16 protein-coding genes are annotated in these 13,683 nt (G+C 73.9%); 9 read left to right on the top strand and 7 right to left on the bottom strand.

What is annotated here, in order from left to right; translation table 11 throughout:
• Positions 1-234: 234 nt before the first annotated feature.
• From IE109_RS20550 to IE109_RS20535, 4 genes are all read left to right on the top strand, one after another.
• Positions 235-699, top strand: a complete 465-nt coding sequence (locus IE109_RS20550; RefSeq protein WP_189552384.1) for an SRPBCC family protein — start codon at positions 235-237, stop codon at positions 697-699.
• 221 nt (positions 700-920) lie between these two features.
• Complete coding sequence (locus IE109_RS20545; protein WP_189552383.1) at positions 921-1,637, top strand: formylglycine-generating enzyme family protein; 717 nt, start codon at positions 921-923, stop codon at positions 1,635-1,637.
• A gap of 152 nt (positions 1,638-1,789) precedes the next feature.
• Positions 1,790-2,041, top strand: coding sequence for a hypothetical protein (locus tag IE109_RS20540; RefSeq protein WP_189552382.1), 252 nt, complete (start codon positions 1,790-1,792; stop codon positions 2,039-2,041).
• A 259-nt stretch (positions 2,042-2,300) separates the two neighbouring features.
• Entirely contained in the window at positions 2,301-4,163 is a 1,863-nt protein-coding gene (locus IE109_RS20535; RefSeq protein ID WP_229891310.1) for a transglycosylase domain-containing protein, read from the top strand.
• A 1-nt stretch (position 4,164) separates the two neighbouring features.
• On the opposite strand, the gene IE109_RS20530 is transcribed toward IE109_RS20535, so the two are convergent.
• From IE109_RS20530 to IE109_RS20520, 3 genes are all read right to left on the bottom strand, one after another.
• Positions 4,165-5,340: a MalY/PatB family protein gene (locus IE109_RS20530; RefSeq protein ID WP_189552381.1), complete on the bottom strand. Its 1,176-nt coding sequence runs from the start codon at positions 5,338-5,340 to the stop codon at positions 4,165-4,167.
• A 65-nt stretch (positions 5,341-5,405) separates the two neighbouring features.
• A complete protein-coding gene (locus tag IE109_RS20525) occupies positions 5,406-6,953 on the bottom strand; it encodes an MFS transporter (protein ID WP_189552380.1) in 1,548 nt (515 codons plus the stop codon).
• Between the two features lie 202 nt (positions 6,954-7,155).
• Positions 7,156-7,494 carry a glyoxalase superfamily protein gene (locus tag IE109_RS20520; RefSeq protein WP_189552379.1) on the bottom strand — a complete coding sequence of 113 codons (339 nt, stop codon included), beginning with the start codon at positions 7,492-7,494 and terminating at the stop codon, positions 7,156-7,158.
• Positions 7,495-7,655: 161 nt separating this feature from the next.
• On the opposite strand from IE109_RS20520, the gene IE109_RS20515 reads away from it, so the two are divergent.
• From IE109_RS20515 to IE109_RS20505, 3 genes are all read left to right on the top strand, one after another.
• Entirely contained in the window at positions 7,656-8,048 is a 393-nt protein-coding gene (locus IE109_RS20515; RefSeq protein ID WP_189552378.1) for a helix-turn-helix domain-containing protein, read from the top strand.
• A gap of 57 nt (positions 8,049-8,105) precedes the next feature.
• Positions 8,106-8,996 (top strand): LysR family transcriptional regulator, encoded by an 891-nt coding sequence (locus IE109_RS20510; protein ID WP_189552377.1) that lies wholly within the window; start codon positions 8,106-8,108, stop codon positions 8,994-8,996.
• 86 nt (positions 8,997-9,082) lie between these two features.
• Positions 9,083-9,946, top strand: a complete 864-nt coding sequence (locus IE109_RS20505) for an aldo/keto reductase (protein WP_189552417.1) — start codon at positions 9,083-9,085, stop codon at positions 9,944-9,946.
• A gap of 67 nt (positions 9,947-10,013) precedes the next feature.
• On the opposite strand, the gene IE109_RS20500 is transcribed toward IE109_RS20505, so the two are convergent.
• The 3 genes from IE109_RS20500 to IE109_RS20490 all read right to left on the bottom strand — a co-directional run bounded on the left by IE109_RS20500 (position 10,014) and on the right by IE109_RS20490 (position 11,966).
• Positions 10,014-11,003: a DUF3048 domain-containing protein gene (locus tag IE109_RS20500; RefSeq protein WP_189552376.1), complete on the bottom strand. Its 990-nt coding sequence runs from the start codon at positions 11,001-11,003 to the stop codon at positions 10,014-10,016.
• Between the two features lie 73 nt (positions 11,004-11,076).
• Positions 11,077-11,556: a hypothetical protein gene (locus IE109_RS20495; RefSeq protein WP_189552375.1), complete on the bottom strand. Its 480-nt coding sequence runs from the start codon at positions 11,554-11,556 to the stop codon at positions 11,077-11,079.
• 119 nt (positions 11,557-11,675) lie between these two features.
• Positions 11,676-11,966, bottom strand: coding sequence for a hypothetical protein (locus IE109_RS20490; RefSeq protein ID WP_189552374.1), 291 nt, complete (start codon positions 11,964-11,966; stop codon positions 11,676-11,678).
• A 193-nt stretch (positions 11,967-12,159) separates the two neighbouring features.
• Between IE109_RS20490 and IE109_RS20485 the strand changes: the two genes are divergently transcribed.
• Positions 12,160-12,549 carry a rodlin gene (locus tag IE109_RS20485; RefSeq protein ID WP_189552373.1) on the top strand — a complete coding sequence of 130 codons (390 nt, stop codon included), beginning with the start codon at positions 12,160-12,162 and terminating at the stop codon, positions 12,547-12,549.
• A 199-nt stretch (positions 12,550-12,748) separates the two neighbouring features.
• On the opposite strand, the gene IE109_RS20480 is transcribed toward IE109_RS20485, so the two are convergent.
• The gene (locus IE109_RS20480; RefSeq protein ID WP_229891307.1) at positions 12,749-13,237 is read right to left on the bottom strand and encodes an ATP-binding protein; all 489 of its coding nucleotides are present in this window, start codon (positions 13,235-13,237) and stop codon (positions 12,749-12,751) included.
• Between the two features lie 152 nt (positions 13,238-13,389).
• Between IE109_RS20480 and IE109_RS20475 the strand changes: the two genes are divergently transcribed.
• Positions 13,390-13,623, top strand: a complete 234-nt coding sequence (locus IE109_RS20475; RefSeq protein ID WP_229891305.1) for a DUF397 domain-containing protein — start codon at positions 13,390-13,392, stop codon at positions 13,621-13,623.
• The last annotated feature ends 60 nt before the right edge of the window (positions 13,624-13,683 follow it).

Raw genomic sequence — 13,683 nt, 5'->3', positions numbered from 1 at the left:
AGTCATGCCGGGCCCGGAGGCCAGCGGCCCTCTTGCAGGACCGCGAAGAAGATAACGGGGGAGGGCGGGGCACCGTCACGCGCGGGGCCCGGCCGGCCCGGTGCGCGCGGATCGCCACGCCCGGATCGCCGGGCACGTCCCACGCATGGATCCGCGTGAACGGGTACCCGCACCACCGGCCGACGTGCGCGGCGGGAATCGCCGCGCCGCAGACCGGTACCAAGGAGGCGCCAGATGAGCAAGGTGAAGGAATCCGTCGAGGTCGACGTCCCCGTCCACACCGCGTACAACCAGTGGACGCTGTTCGAGGAGTTCCCGCGGTTCATGGAGGGCGTCGAGGAGGTCGTCCAGGTCGACGACCGTCACAACCACTGGAAGACGAAGATCGGTGGGGTACGGCGAGAGTTCGACACCGAGATCGTCGACCAGCTGCCCGACGAGCGGATCGCGTGGAGGACCATCAGCGGCGACACCCAGCAGAAGGGTGTGGTCAGCTTCCAGCGGCTGGACGACACGCACACGCGCGTGGAGCTGGTGATGGACGTGGAGACCAGCGGCGTCGCCGAGAAGGCCGCCGATCTGACCGGGACGATCGACCGGCGCGTGAAGGGTGACATGCGGCGGTTCAAGGACTTCATCGAGGGTCAGGGTGGCGAGTCCGGCGGCTGGCGCGGCCGGATCAAGCCGGGCGACCACTGACGCCCGCACGGACCGACGCCGGCGCCGGCCGGCCGGCACGGCGACCCCGCTGTGCCGCGCCTCCCGGCGCCGGCGTCGGCCTGTGCGGGGTCGGTCCCGCCGACCGGGTCGTCGGCAGGCGGGCCCGTGGCGCGAACGCCATGGGCCCGCCGCGAAGTGCGCGCACCCCGGTACGATCACCCGATCATGGAGTCGGTGGGGGCGGAGTCGGGGGCGAGGACATGACGGGGGACGCGGACGCTACGGGGGCCGTCGGTGCGGCGGAGGGCGTGGGCCTGACGGAGAACGGGGGGACGGTACCGGTCCCGGCGGGGTGGGTGACGCTGTCGGACCGGCGGACCGGCCGCACGTGGCCGGTCGAGCTGACGCCCTACCGCCTGGGCGTCCACCCGGTCACCCAGGCGCGGTACGCGGCCGTCACCGGGCAGCGGCCGAGCAGCGCCCACGGTGACCGGCTGCCGGTCGAGAGCGTCTCGTGGTGGGACGCCGTCCGGTTCTGCAACGCCCTGTCCGTGAGCGAGGGGTTGTCGCCCGCGTACCGTGTGCGTGGTGACGGCGAGGGTGTCGAGTGGGACGCGTCGTCGGACGGGTACCGGCTTCCCACCGAAGCCGAGTGGGAGCACGCGTGCCGGGCCGGCACCACCGGCGCGCGCTACGGAGACCTCGACGAGATCGCCTGGCACCGCGGCAACTCCCTGGAGCGGATGCGCGAGGTGGGCGGCAGGCGACCCAACTCCTGGGGTCTGCACGACATGCTGGGCAATGTGTGGGAGTGGTGCTGGGACCTGTACGACCCGGAGGTCTACGGCACCTACCGGGTGCTGCGCGGCGGAGGGTGGTTCGACGAGCGCTGGAGCTGCCGCGCCTCGGTGCGCCGCCGTAGTCATCCGACCCTGCGGATCGACGACGTGGGGTTCCGCGTCGCACGGTCCGTCTGACCGCACGGTCCGCCCCGGGCGGCCCGGGCGCACGGGGACGCTGGGGGCGGGCCGGGGCGGTGGGGGGACCGTGTCGTCGGCCGGTCACGTTCGTTGCACATTCCAGCCGCGAAATCCGGCCGGATCCCTCCCTCACGCAACAGGAGCACGCCATGTCCCGACACCCCCGTACCCGTCTGCTCGTCGTGTGCGCGTCGATCGCCGGTGCGAGCGTCGCCGCCGCCGGTCCCGCGGTGGCCGGCGACCAGCCGCCCGCGTCGGTCGGCGCTCCGGTCGTCACCAACCTCAACAGCACCGGCCCGCTCAGCACCTCCCCCGACTCCCCGGGGCAGCAGGCGTCCCCCCTGCCGGTCGGCGGCGGCCTGCTCGGCGGTCTCCCCGCGGGCCTGCCCCTCGGCGGCTGAGAAACCCGCCGACAGCCTCCGACAGCCCTCCGGCGCCCGCCGACAGCCCTCCGGGCACCCACCGCGCCTCCGCCGGCGACCCGCTGGGAACCCGCCCCTCCCCCACCGCCCGCCTGAACGGGTGGCCGCCGCGTCCCGTAGTAGGTGACGAGCAGCCACCGTACGGAAAAAAGGGGGGCGATGAGCCGTGCCGCGTCGCTGGGGACGGAGGACGTGGATTCCGCGCGGGCCGGCGGGGAGCCCACCGCCGCGGGGCCGGGTGCCGGCCGGCCCGCCCCCGGGCGCGTACCGCCGCTTCCGCGTCGACTACCCGCGCCGCGACCGGCGGGGCGTCCTGCGCTGGGTGCCGTCGTGGCGTCAGGTGCTCGTCCTGGCACTGACCGGCCTCGCCGCGGTCGTCGCGCTGGTGGGGTACGTGTACTCCACGGTCGAGATCGCGGATGTGAACGCCGACGCGCGGGCCGAGGCCAATGTGTACTACTGGGCGGACGGCACCCAGATGGTGAGCGTCGGGCCCGTCAACCGGCAGAACGTCCCCCTGTCCGACATCCCGCCGTCCCTGCAGAACGCCGTGATCGCCACCGAGAACGCCACGTTCTACAGCGACCCGGGGTTCTCGGTGCGCGGACTGGCCAGGGCCGTGGTGAACATGGCGCGCGGCCAGGACGTGCAGAGCGGTTCCACCATCACGCAGCAGTACGTGAAGAACACCTACCTCACTCCCGAGCAGACCCTCGACCGCAAACTGCGCGAGCTGTGCCTGTCGGTCAAGCTGTCGAGGTCGCTGTCCAAACAGGACATCCTCCAGGGCTACCTCAACACCAGCTGGTTCGGCCGCAACGCCTACGGCGTACAGGCCGCGGCGGTGGCGTACTACGGCATGGACGCCAAGGACCTCGACCCCTCGCGCGGCGCTCTGCTGGCCGCGCTGCTCAAGGGCGGTGAGCTGTACGACCCTTCGCTGAGCGCGGCCCACCACCGCCGGGCCGTCGAGCGGTGGGGGTACGTCCTGGACCGGCAGGTGGAACTCGGGTACCTGTCCGCCGAGCAGCGGGCGAAGTACACCGTCTTCCCCGAGCCCCGGCCGAAGTCGGTGTCCACCAGCATGTCCGGCCAGATCGGCTACCTGGTGGACGTCGCCGACAAGTACATCAAGAACCGCACCGGGCTTACCACCGAGCAGCTGGGGCGCGGCGGTTACCGGATCCGCACCACCTTCGACGAACGGGAGGTGGAACGGCTGCGGAAGACGGTGGAGGACGTGCGGCAGACGTCCCTCGACCCGGCCCGCCGGATCGCCGACCGGGACGTGGAGATCGGCGCGGCGTCGATCCGCCCGGGCGACGGCGCGGTGCTGGCGCTGTACGGCGGCCCCGACGCCACCGAGCACTTCACCAACAACGCGGACACGGCCGGGGTACCGGTGGGGTCGGCGTTCACCCCGTTCGTCATGGCGGCCGCGCTCGAACACGGCGCCGGTCCCGGGGCCGGCGCGCCGGAAGTGCTGCGCCGGGCGCTGGTGCGGGGCGACAGCGGTCTCTACGGCCGGCTGGGCGAGGCGGTGGGGCTGGACCGGGTGCGGGACCTCGCCGTCGGTTCGGGCCTGCTGCCGCTGAGCATGGCGCCGCTGGAGCCGTCGTTCCCCACCGGCACGTCGACTCCGAGCGCGATCAGGATGGCCGGCGCTTACGGCACGTTCGCCGCCGGCGGGCGGCGGACCGACCCGTACTCCGTCACCGCGGTCAGCCACCTCGGCACGCCGCTGGAGGGGCTGGAGCGCCCCGCCGCCCGGCGGGCGCTGGACGAGCGGGTGGCCCGTGAGGTCGCGCGGGCACTGCGGGACGTGGCGGTGGACGTCATGGCGCCGGACGCGATCCGCAGCCTGCCCCCGGTCGCCGCCGGCCGGACGGGTGCCGGGGACCGGGTGCCCGCGTCGTGGTTCGTCGGTTACACCGGCCGGCTGTCCACCGCCGTCACGGTGTTCCGCAGCCGGCCCGGCACGGACGGGCTGCTGCCGATGAACGGGGTGGGCGGGAGCGCGTCGGACCGGGCCGACTTCCTGCCGTTGCGGGTGTGGTCGGCGTACATGACCGGCACTCCCGCCGCGCGGGCGGCCGGGTAGGTCACAGGGCCGCGGCCATGCGCCGGACCGCCTCGGTGAGTATCCCGGGCGAGGTGGCGAGGTTCAGCCGGGCATGGCCCGCGCCGCCGGTGCCGCACGGCGGGCCGGGGTGCAGCGCGACCCGGCCGCGTTCGAGGAGGACGGCGGCCGGGTCGTCGCCCAGGCCGAGGGCCCGGAAGTCCAGCCACGCCAGGTAGGTGCCCTCACCGGGCAGGTGCCGCACTCCCGGCAGGTGCTCGGCCAGCAGGGCGGCCAGCAGGCTCCGGTTCTCGTCGAGCCCGCCGAGCAGGGCGTCGAGCCAGTCGCCGCCGTCCCGGTAGGCGGCCGTGTGGGCGATGACGCCCAGGTGACTGGGGCCGTGGCCCACCTCGGGCGGCATCCGCGCCAGGTCGCCGGCGGCCGCCGGTCCGGCCGTCACCAGGGCGGCCTTGAGCCCGGCCAGGTTCCACGCCTTGGACGCGGACATCAGGGAGAAGCCGCTCTCGGCGCCCGCCACGCTCAGGTAGGGCACGAAACGCGCCGAGCGGGACACGACGGGGGCGTGGATCTCGTCGGCCACGACCCGTACGCCATGGCGGGCGGCGAGCGCCGCCACGGCGGCCAGCTCCCCGGTGGTGTGCACGGTGCCGGTCGGGTTGTGCGGGCTGCACAGCAGGTACACCGCGCGGTGGCCGCCCCGCACGGCCCGCCGGAACGCGTCCTCGAGCCCGCCCGGGTCGATCCGGGCCCGCTCGTCGAGCGGCGCTTCCACGATCCGGCGCCCCATGTGCTCGACGAAGAGGTAGAACGGCTGGTACACGGGGCAGTTGACCACGACCGCGTCACCGGGTGAGGTGATCAGCTTGAGCACCTCGACGACACCCGTCATCACATCGGACACGAGCCGGGTCCGCTCCACGGCGAGTGTGTCCCAGCCCCACCGCTCGCTCGCGAACGACGCCAGCGCCTCGGCGTACCCCGTTCCCGCGGGATAGCCCGTGTCACCGAGGGCCACCGCGTCGGTCACCGCCCGGGCCACGGGCCCGGCCAGCGGCACGTCCATCTCGGCGACCCACAGGGGCAGTACGTCCTCGGGGTAGGCGCGCCACTTGATGCTGGTGCGGCGGCGCAGCTGCTCCAGGGAGAGCCTGCGGAGCGGGTTCGGGTCGTCGGGCGAGCCGTGCGGTATGTGCTCCATGCCCGGCGATTCTAGGCGGCGGGGTACGGAATCCGCCGGGGGTGTTCCCGCCGTACCCGAGGAGCTCACAGGCCGCCCGGACCCACCCCGCCCTTGAGGCGCTCGATGTCGGAGGGCCGCACCTGGATGACGAACAGGGCGACGAGGGCAGCGACGGCGGTGAAGACGGCCGCCACGACGAACGCCGCCGAGACGCCGGACGTCAGGACCTGGTCGGCCCAGGGCGGCGGCAGTTCACCGGTGCGCTGGAACCGCAGCCGCTCCGCCGGACCGGCCTGGGAGAGGAAGGCGGACACCTGCTTCTCCGCCTCGCCGGCGCTCGCCGTGCCGAACATCGTGACCAGGATGGACAGTCCGAGCGAGCCACCGACCTGCTGGGTGGCGTTCAGCAGACCGGAAGCGGCTCCGGTCTCGTGCACGGGGACGTCGGACAGGGCCATCAGGGTGAGGGAGACGAACTCCATGCCCATACCGAGGCCGAAGACGAGCATGGGCCCCAGCACGCTGCCGAGGTAGGTGGAGTGGACGTCGGTCAGGGTCAGCCAGGCGAGCCCGGCGGCCGCGAGCAGCCCTCCGGTCACCATGAAGGGTTTGGGGCCGTACCTGGGCAGGAGCTGCGACGCCAGTCCGGCGCCGACCGCGATGATCGCGCTGACCGGCAGGAACGCCAGGCCCGCCCGGAGCGGGCTGAAGTCGAGGACGTTCTGCACGAAGAGGGTCAGGAAGAAGAACATGCCGAACATCGCGGCGGCGAGGCTGAGCATGATCGCGTAGGTGCCCGCCCGGTTGCGGTCGGCGAACATGCGCAGCGGGGTGATGGGCTGCCGGGAGCGCCGCTCGACGAAGACGAACAGGGCCAGGATCACCACGGCGACCGCGAAGGACGCCACGGTGAGCGGGTCGCTCCAGCCGTCCTGCGCGGCCCGGATGAACCCGTAGACCAGCAGCACCATGCCGAGGGTGGAGGTCAGCGCCCCGGTGATGTCGAAGTTGCCGGGATGACGCTCGGACTCCTTGATCCACTTCGGCGTGGCGAGGGCGATGAGCAGCCCGATCGGCACGTTGACGAACAGCACCCACCGCCAGTCGAGCCATTCGACGAGGAGGCCGCCCGCGAGCAGCCCGATGGCGCTGCCGCCGGCGGAGACCGCGGCGAACACGCCGAACGCCCGGTTGCGCTCCGGTCCTTCCTTGAACGTGGTGCTGATCAGCGCGAGGGACGTCGGGGAGGCGATGGCGCCGCCGACGCCCTGGAGCGCGCGGGCGGCGAGGAGCTGTCCGGAGTTCTGGGCGAGCCCGCCGAGCAGCGAGGCGAGGACGAACAGCAGCACACCGAAGACGAACACCCGCCGGCGGCCGATGATGTCGCCCGCGCGTCCGCCGAGCAGCAGCAGGCCGCCGAAGGTGAGCGTGTAGGCGTTGACCACCCAGGAGAGGTTGGTGGTCGAGAAGTGCAGCGAGTTCTGGATGTGCGGCAGGGCGATGTTCACGATGGTGATGTCGAGCACCACCATCAACTGGCACGAGGCGATGACCAGGAGCGCCATCGCATTCCCGCCGCCCCGTTCGGAGGTGGTGGACCGGGGGGCGGGGGTCTGCTGGGATCCGGTCATGGCACGCATCCCTCGTCGGAGGGTCAGCTGACGGTCACGGAGCGTCGGGGACGCCTCCGTCCACTGTTCGACCGTAAGGCCGCCCGTCCGACCCGACCAGTCGATCACGTGTACGGCGCCGGGAGGCCCCGTACGGGCGGGGACGCCGGCCGGCGGGGGCGGGTCGGGGGTTGTCGGCCCCGGGCGCGGATGGGCCGGCCGGTCATGGTGTCGGCGTGCCCACGCGGACGCGGTTGCCGTCCGGGTCGCGCAGCTCGATCTCGCGCGCCCACGGCCGGTCCGCCGGCCGCACGCCGAACTCCGCCGCGAGGGCGTCGACATCGTGGACGCGGAGGTACAGCAGCGTGTCCGGCCGGGCGTCGTCGTGGTGCTCCGACAGGAACAACCGGACGCCGCCTCGGGCGACCTCGACGAACGCCGGGAAGCCGGCGCCGAAGCGGTGTTCCCACGTCGGCGTGAAACCCAGCCGCCCGTACCAGGCGACCGCCACGGCCGCGTCCGCGACCCGAAGGATCGGGATGACGTCCTCGTCCGTGTCCATGGCCCCGTCCCCGTCTCTGTCCGTGCCCCTGCCCCTGCCCCTGCCCCTGCCCCTGCGGGCATCGTCGCAGAGGCGCGGCGCCCGGCCGATTCCACCGAGAGCGGAACGCCACCCGCCGCCGCGGCGGTTCGCGGCGGGGCCGGCCCTCCTAGTCTGAGGGGGTGAACAACCACATACCCGTAGAGCCCCTGTGGCGGCACGTCGTCGGTGGTGTCCTGCGTCGCGAGCGCCTGGCACAGGAGCGCACGCTCAAGGACGTCGCCGAGGCGGCCGCCATATCGATGCCGTACCTCTCCGAGCTCGAACGCGGTCGCAAGGAGGCCTCGTCGGAGGTCCTCGCGGCCGTCGCCCGCGCCCTCGGGCTGGGGCTGGCCGACCTGCTGGCCCGCGCGCAGGCCGAGCTGGCCCGTCCGGTGCGGGTACGGTCGGCGACGGGGCGGGGCGCCGCCGCCGTCGACGGTTCCGCCGTGAGCGAGATCGCCGTCCGGCGGGTGCCGCCCGGGCCGGTGGCGCGTCCGAGCGCCCGGCAGGCCCGGCTCGGACTGGCGGCCTGACACCCGCCGGCCGGGGCGGCGCGCCGCCGGCCGCCGGCGGTCCCTAGACTGCCCGGCGTGGAGCTCCGGCATCTGGAACATTTCGTGGCCGTCGCCGAGGAAGGCAACGTGACCCGGGCCGCCGCCCGGCTGCACCTGGCGCAGTCGGGGCTGTCCGCGTCGGTGCGCGCGCTGGAGCGGGAACTGGGGGCCGAGCTGTTCGTCCGCACGGCGCGCGGCGTGGAGCTGACCGAGGCCGGCCGGGCGCTGCTGCCGGAGGCCCGGCGCACGCTGGACAGCGCGGCGGCGGCGGGCGAGGCGGTGGCGGCCGTGCGGGGCCTGGTCGGCGGGACGCTGCGGGTGGGCACCGAGCAGTGCATGGGCGCGGCCGACCCGTTCGGCACCCTCATGGAGTTCGGGGCGCGGCACCCCTCGGTGGACGTCCATGTGGAGCAGGCGGGGTCGGCCCTGCTGCTGGAACGGCTGCGGCAGGGCCGCCTGGACGTGGCCTTCGTCGCCGGCCCGGGCGACACCGCGGGGCTGCGGCTGCGGGCGCTGGCCCGCGAGCCCATGGTGCTGCTGTGCGCGCCCGGGAACCCGCTGGCGGACCGGGCGGAGCCGGTGGATCTCGCGGGGCTGGCAAACGAGGTGTTCGTGGACCTGCACGCGCACTGGGGGTCGCGCCGGGTGGCCGACGCCGCGTTCCGGACCGCGGGCGTCCGGCGGGCCATCGCCATGCAGCTGGACGACGTGCACAAGCTCCTCGAAGCCGTGGGCCGCGGGACGGCGGTGGCGTTGGTGCCCCGCTCGGCGGCGGACAAGGAGCAGGCCCGTGGCCTGCGGCGGCTGGTTCCGGCCACGGACGCCCAGTGGGAGGTGTCCGTGGCGTGGCCGGCGCACACCCGCCCGTCGGCGGCCGTGCGGGCGCTGCTGTCGTCGCTGTCCGGAGAGGGCGATCGGGACGGCTGATGGCTGCCATCGGCAGCCGGTGTTGGACAGTGCCGGGGCCCTGGGCCGAGGCTGGAGCGGTGACAGTGACACGAACACACCACTCCCTGCCGGCCCGCCGCATCGGACGCGTGGAGGTGAGCGCGATCGGGTTCGGCGCCATGCCGCTGTCGGTACGGGGACGCCCCGACGAGCGGCAGGCGATCACGACCCTGCACACGGCGCTGGACGCCGGTATCACCCTGATCGACACGGCCGACGCCTATCACCTGGACGCCGGCGACCCCGGCCACAACGAGACCCTGATAGCCAAAGCGCTGGCCGCGTACGGGGGTGACACGTCGGACGTCCTGGTCGCCACCAAGGGCGGTCACACCCGCCCGGACGGCGACTGGGCGCTCGACGGCTCGCCGGAGCACCTGCGCCGGGCCGCCGACGCGTCGCTGCGGCGGCTGGGGGTGGAGGCGATCGGGCTGTACCAGTACCACCGCCCGGATCCGGCGGTGCCGTACGCCGAGTCCGTCGGCGCCCTGAAGGAGCTGTGCGACGCGGGTAAGGTGAGGGCGGTGGGCGTCTCGAACGCCGACCCGGAGCAGATCCGGCTGGCCCACGGCATCCTGGGCGAGCGGCTCGTCGCGGTGCAGAACCAGTTCTCGCCGTCGTTCCGCGGCAGCCTGCCGGAACTGGAGCTGTGCGAGCGGCTTGGGCTGGCCTTCCTGCCGTGGAGCCCGCTGGGCGGCATGGGCGAGGCGGGCGCGCTGGGGTCGCGGCACCGCGCGTTCCACGAGGTCGCCGCCGAGCTGGGCGTGAGCCCCCAGCGGGTGTGCCTGGCCTGGATGCTGGCCCTGTCGCCCCGGGTCGTGCCGATCCCCGGGGCCCGCCGCGCCGATAACGTACGGGACTGTGCCCTGGCCGCGGGCCTGACGCTGACCCCGGCGCAGCTGACCCGCCTGACCGCGGCGGACGCCTGACCCGGCCGGCGCCCGATCCCGCCCCGTCCCGTCGGGCCGAGGCCGTCGCGGGACACCGGCAGCGGCGTCACCGCCCCTTGAGCACGACCCAGACCTGCCCGGGGGCGAAGGTCAGGGGCTCTCCGGCGGGAGTGGTGAAGGTGGTGGCGCCGTCCGCGGAGGGACGGCTCCACCGCGCGTCGTGACTCCTGCCGTCGCGCAGGACGAGCGCGGTCCCGGAGCCCACCGTGCTGGTGTACGGCGTGACGTTGCCACCCCGGTCGCGGAAGCGCGACGGACGGACGTCGACGTCCTGGACGACGACCGTCCGGGCCGCCGCCCGCTCGCCGTCCGTACCGCGCGCGGGCGACCCGTCCATGGCGACCAGCCACCGGTCGCCGGTGGCCGACCAGGTGAAGGTGAACCGGGCGGCCGGATAGCGCACGGTGTGCTCGTTCACCCGCCGGCCGCCCGGGGGCTCGGCGCCGAAGCGGAAGCCGATGTCCTTGGCCGCATCGGCCCGCGGGGCGGCGGCCAGGACGCGTTCGGGCCGGACGTACAGGTTGTGCGGGGCCGGGCGGTCCTGGCCACGGGCGTACGCGCGGGGGGCGTCGCGCGGGGCCAGGGCGAACAGCGGGGCGGCGTCGATCAGGGGGCGGAGCGCGGACTGCTCGCCGGAGTAGGCGAGGGCGGGGCGGCCGAACTGGCGCAGCAGCTCCAGGTCGGACTCGCGTGCGCTGCGCACCGGACCCACCCGGGAGGGCAGCCGCGACGAGTAGACCGCGAGCAACCGGGTCTGGCCCGACTCCACCTGCTCGACGTAGACGATGTCCGCCGCGCCCAGGCCGGTGTGCGGCCGCGCCGGACGAACGTTGTCGATCTTGACGGCGAGCACCGGTGCGAGGGCGGCCGGCAGTCCCGTGAAGGGCGACACGCCCCGTCCGGGCGGGCTCGGGGGTACGGACGTCGCGGGCGCCGGACCGGTCCCGGAGCACGACGAGAGGCCGGCGGTCATCGCCGCGCACATCACGGCGGCGACGGCTGCGCCGGTCCGGCCCGACCCGCGTCGCACTCTCATCGGTTCCGCTCCCTGCCTGCCCTCAAGTGGACCACGAAAGGCGGCGCGGGAACAGCGCGGGCAAGGGTTCGGCTCAGGGCATCGCCCGGACGCTCCACAGGTGGTAGGCGACGACCGAGGCGAGGCACAACAGCACGATCCAGGAGCCGGCGCCGGTGTGCCGCGTCCCGCGCCCCGCCCGGCGGGCACCCGGCCGCCGGGTTCTCGTCCTCGCCGCCTTCCGCCGCTTTCCGGCGACGGCGGCGGCGGTGCGGGGGGCGGCGTCGGCAGCCGTCTCGGCGAGCAGGCGCCGGCACGCGGCGGCCAGCTCCGCCGTCCCCGCGGTGAGCGGCATGACCGCCTCGGAGCGGGCCGGGGCGGTCGTGCCGCCGTCCAGGATGCGGCCGGCCCGCAGGAGTATCTCGTCCCTGCCACCGGCGGGGGCGAGACTGATCCAGCGCTTGACGTGCTCGCCACGGATGACCACGCCCCCGGACCGCTCGCGGTAGACGGTGTGTTCCCGCCACAGCACGGCCGCCAACTCCGTCGCCGCGTCGCGCAGTTGCCCGTTCATGCGCCGCCCCCTCCTCCGTACGCCAGTGGACCGAGCACCGCACTCTAGCGTCAGGTACACACCAAGCCGACGCCGGGTGCGGGTGCCATGTACGAGTACCGGGCCGGGGCGGCGGCACCTCACACGTCGTACCCCTGCGCGGTGAGCCAGCGGTGGACGGCCGCCTTGTCGGCGACGCTGATGCGTACGGGCCCGTCGGGCACGGGCCCCTCGTCCTCGTTGAAACCGGTGTCGGTGACCCGTGCCGTCACCCAGTCGGCCAGCTCGCGGGCGGCGTCCGGGGACAGGCCGCCCCGCCGCCATCCCTCCCGCGCCTCCTCGGCGGCGCTCGCGTCATTGCGCGCCGCCTCCTCCAGCCACGCCGGTACGAGCCGTTCGACGATCTGTTCATCCGCTGCGGAATGGTTCATGCAGCCATGTGTGACCGCTCCGGCCCGGCGTCATTCCCCCGCGCCCCCGATGCGTCCCGCCGGCCGCCGCCGGGGTGTGCGGCGAAAGGGTGAACTCGCGGTCCCCCGGCGGCCGGGCCGTTACGCGTCACGGAGCCCTCTGTTACGCAAAGGAACCCCGGGGTTCCGGGTGTCACGACGATGAAGGACGAACATGATCAAGAAGGTTCTGGCCACGGCCGGCATCGCCGCCGCCGTCGTCGGTGCGGCCGCGCCGATGGCCGCCGCCGTGGGCGACCGCGGAATCGACACGCAGAACGGCAACTTCGCCACCCAGTCGTACGGCAACACCACGACCGGGGGCCGGATGAGCCCGCAGGTCGGGCTCGTTCAGGGGTCGCTGAACAAGCTGTGCGTCGGCCTGCCCGTCGAGGGCGACGTCCAGAACATCCTCCTGATCAACATCGGCGTCCAGGACCTGGTGAACGACACGCAGAACCAGCAGTGCGCCGAGAACTCCACCGCGGTCAAGGGCGACAGCGCCCTGTCGCACATCCTGGAGAACGTCATCTCCGAGAACCTCTCGGCCGCCGTCCAGGACTGACGCGCGCCCGCCGGCCCGCACGTCGCCGCCGGGCGCCGTGCGGGCCGGCCGTGTCGCGCGGCACGGGCGAGGAGACCGGCGGGTGACCGCCGGTCCCGGGGGCGGGGGCGGAGATCAAGCGTGGCGGGACCGCCGCGGGTCGGGCGAGGGGGAACGGCCGCGGGTCGGGCCGAGCAGCCGGCGCGGGTAGGGCCGCGAGTCAAACGGGGGGCCGGGTGGGGCCGCCGGGCACGGCGAGGGACGCCCAGACGGTCTTGCCCCACAGGGGGGCCGCGTCCCAGGACCACGACGCGCTCAGCGCCTCGACCAGGCCGAGCCCCCGGCCGTTCCCCGCGGTGTCGTGCGCGGTACGCGGTCGCGGTGGGTCGCAACTCGGGTCGGACACGGCACACACCACCACATCGGGGTAGCGGAAGAGCCCCAGCCAGACCGGGTTGTCCGAGGGCGGCGACGACGACGTGGCCAGCCCGTGCTGGACGGCGTTGGTCACGAGCTCACTGACGACCACCGCCATGTCCGGTACGAGTGACGGCAGCGCCCATGAGGTCAGCGTGGCCCTGACGAACCGCCGCGCCTGACCCGCGCTCCTCGGGCAGCCGCCGAGCCCGCAGGCTGCGAAGGCGCCGAGATTCTCGTCGCACGGCAGCGCGGTGTCCGTACGCGATAAGGCCGACGTGTGAACCGTCACTGGGCATGTCCCCCTGCAGGCTTCGGTGTTCGACGGTGCGGCAGGCGATCTGGAACGAGTATCGTCGGCTCCGCACGCAAAATGCAATTGCATCTGAGATTGCAGTCAAGGTTGTCTGGAACGCCTGAACGAAACGGCAGGGGTTGGTGGTTGTGGAGTTCTTCAACGGTATGCGGGCCGGGGCCCTGGGATCGGTCACCTGGACCAAGAGCAGGCGCAGCAACGCCACCGGGAACTGCGTGGAGTTGGCCGAGCTGCCCGGTGACCGGGTCGCCGTCCGCAACTCCCGTGATCCCCACGGGCCGGCCCTGATCTACACACGTGACGAGATAGCCGCCTTCGTCGCGGGAGCCCGCGACGGCGACTTCGATTCCGTACTGGACTGATCCGGCCACCGGTTCGCCCCGCGCTCTGGTTCGCCGGACCCTGTGCTGGATACTGTCATG

It is taken from the genome of Streptomyces lavendofoliae (assembly GCF_014649735.1).
Taxonomy (GTDB): domain Bacteria; phylum Actinomycetota; class Actinomycetes; order Streptomycetales; family Streptomycetaceae; genus Streptomyces; species Streptomyces lavendofoliae.
The sequence above is the reverse complement of the archived record's forward strand: the minus strand, read 5'-3'. Positions and strand labels throughout refer to the sequence as shown.

Bases quoted from the DNA above. Each gene is read 5' to 3' on its own strand.
- IE109_RS20550 (WP_189552384.1), top strand. From the start codon at position 235: ATGAGCAAGGTGAAGGAATCCGTCGAGGTCGACGTCCCCGTCCACACC.
- IE109_RS20545 (WP_189552383.1), top strand. From the start codon at position 921: ATGACGGGGGACGCGGACGCTACGGGGGCCGTCGGTGCGGCGGAGGGC.
- IE109_RS20540 (WP_189552382.1), top strand. From the start codon at position 1,790: ATGTCCCGACACCCCCGTACCCGTCTGCTCGTCGTGTGCGCGTCGATC.
- IE109_RS20530 (WP_189552381.1), bottom strand. From the start codon at position 5,340: ATGGAGCACATACCGCACGGCTCGCCCGACGACCCGAACCCGCTCCGC.
- IE109_RS20525 (WP_189552380.1), bottom strand. From the start codon at position 6,953: ATGACCGGATCCCAGCAGACCCCCGCCCCCCGGTCCACCACCTCCGAA.
- IE109_RS20520 (WP_189552379.1), bottom strand. From the start codon at position 7,494: ATGGACACGGACGAGGACGTCATCCCGATCCTTCGGGTCGCGGACGCG.
- IE109_RS20500 (WP_189552376.1), bottom strand. From the start codon at position 11,003: ATGAGAGTGCGACGCGGGTCGGGCCGGACCGGCGCAGCCGTCGCCGCC.
- IE109_RS20495 (WP_189552375.1), bottom strand. From the start codon at position 11,556: ATGAACGGGCAACTGCGCGACGCGGCGACGGAGTTGGCGGCCGTGCTG.
- IE109_RS20490 (WP_189552374.1), bottom strand. From the start codon at position 11,966: ATGAACCATTCCGCAGCGGATGAACAGATCGTCGAACGGCTCGTACCG.
- IE109_RS20485 (WP_189552373.1), top strand. From the start codon at position 12,160: ATGATCAAGAAGGTTCTGGCCACGGCCGGCATCGCCGCCGCCGTCGTC.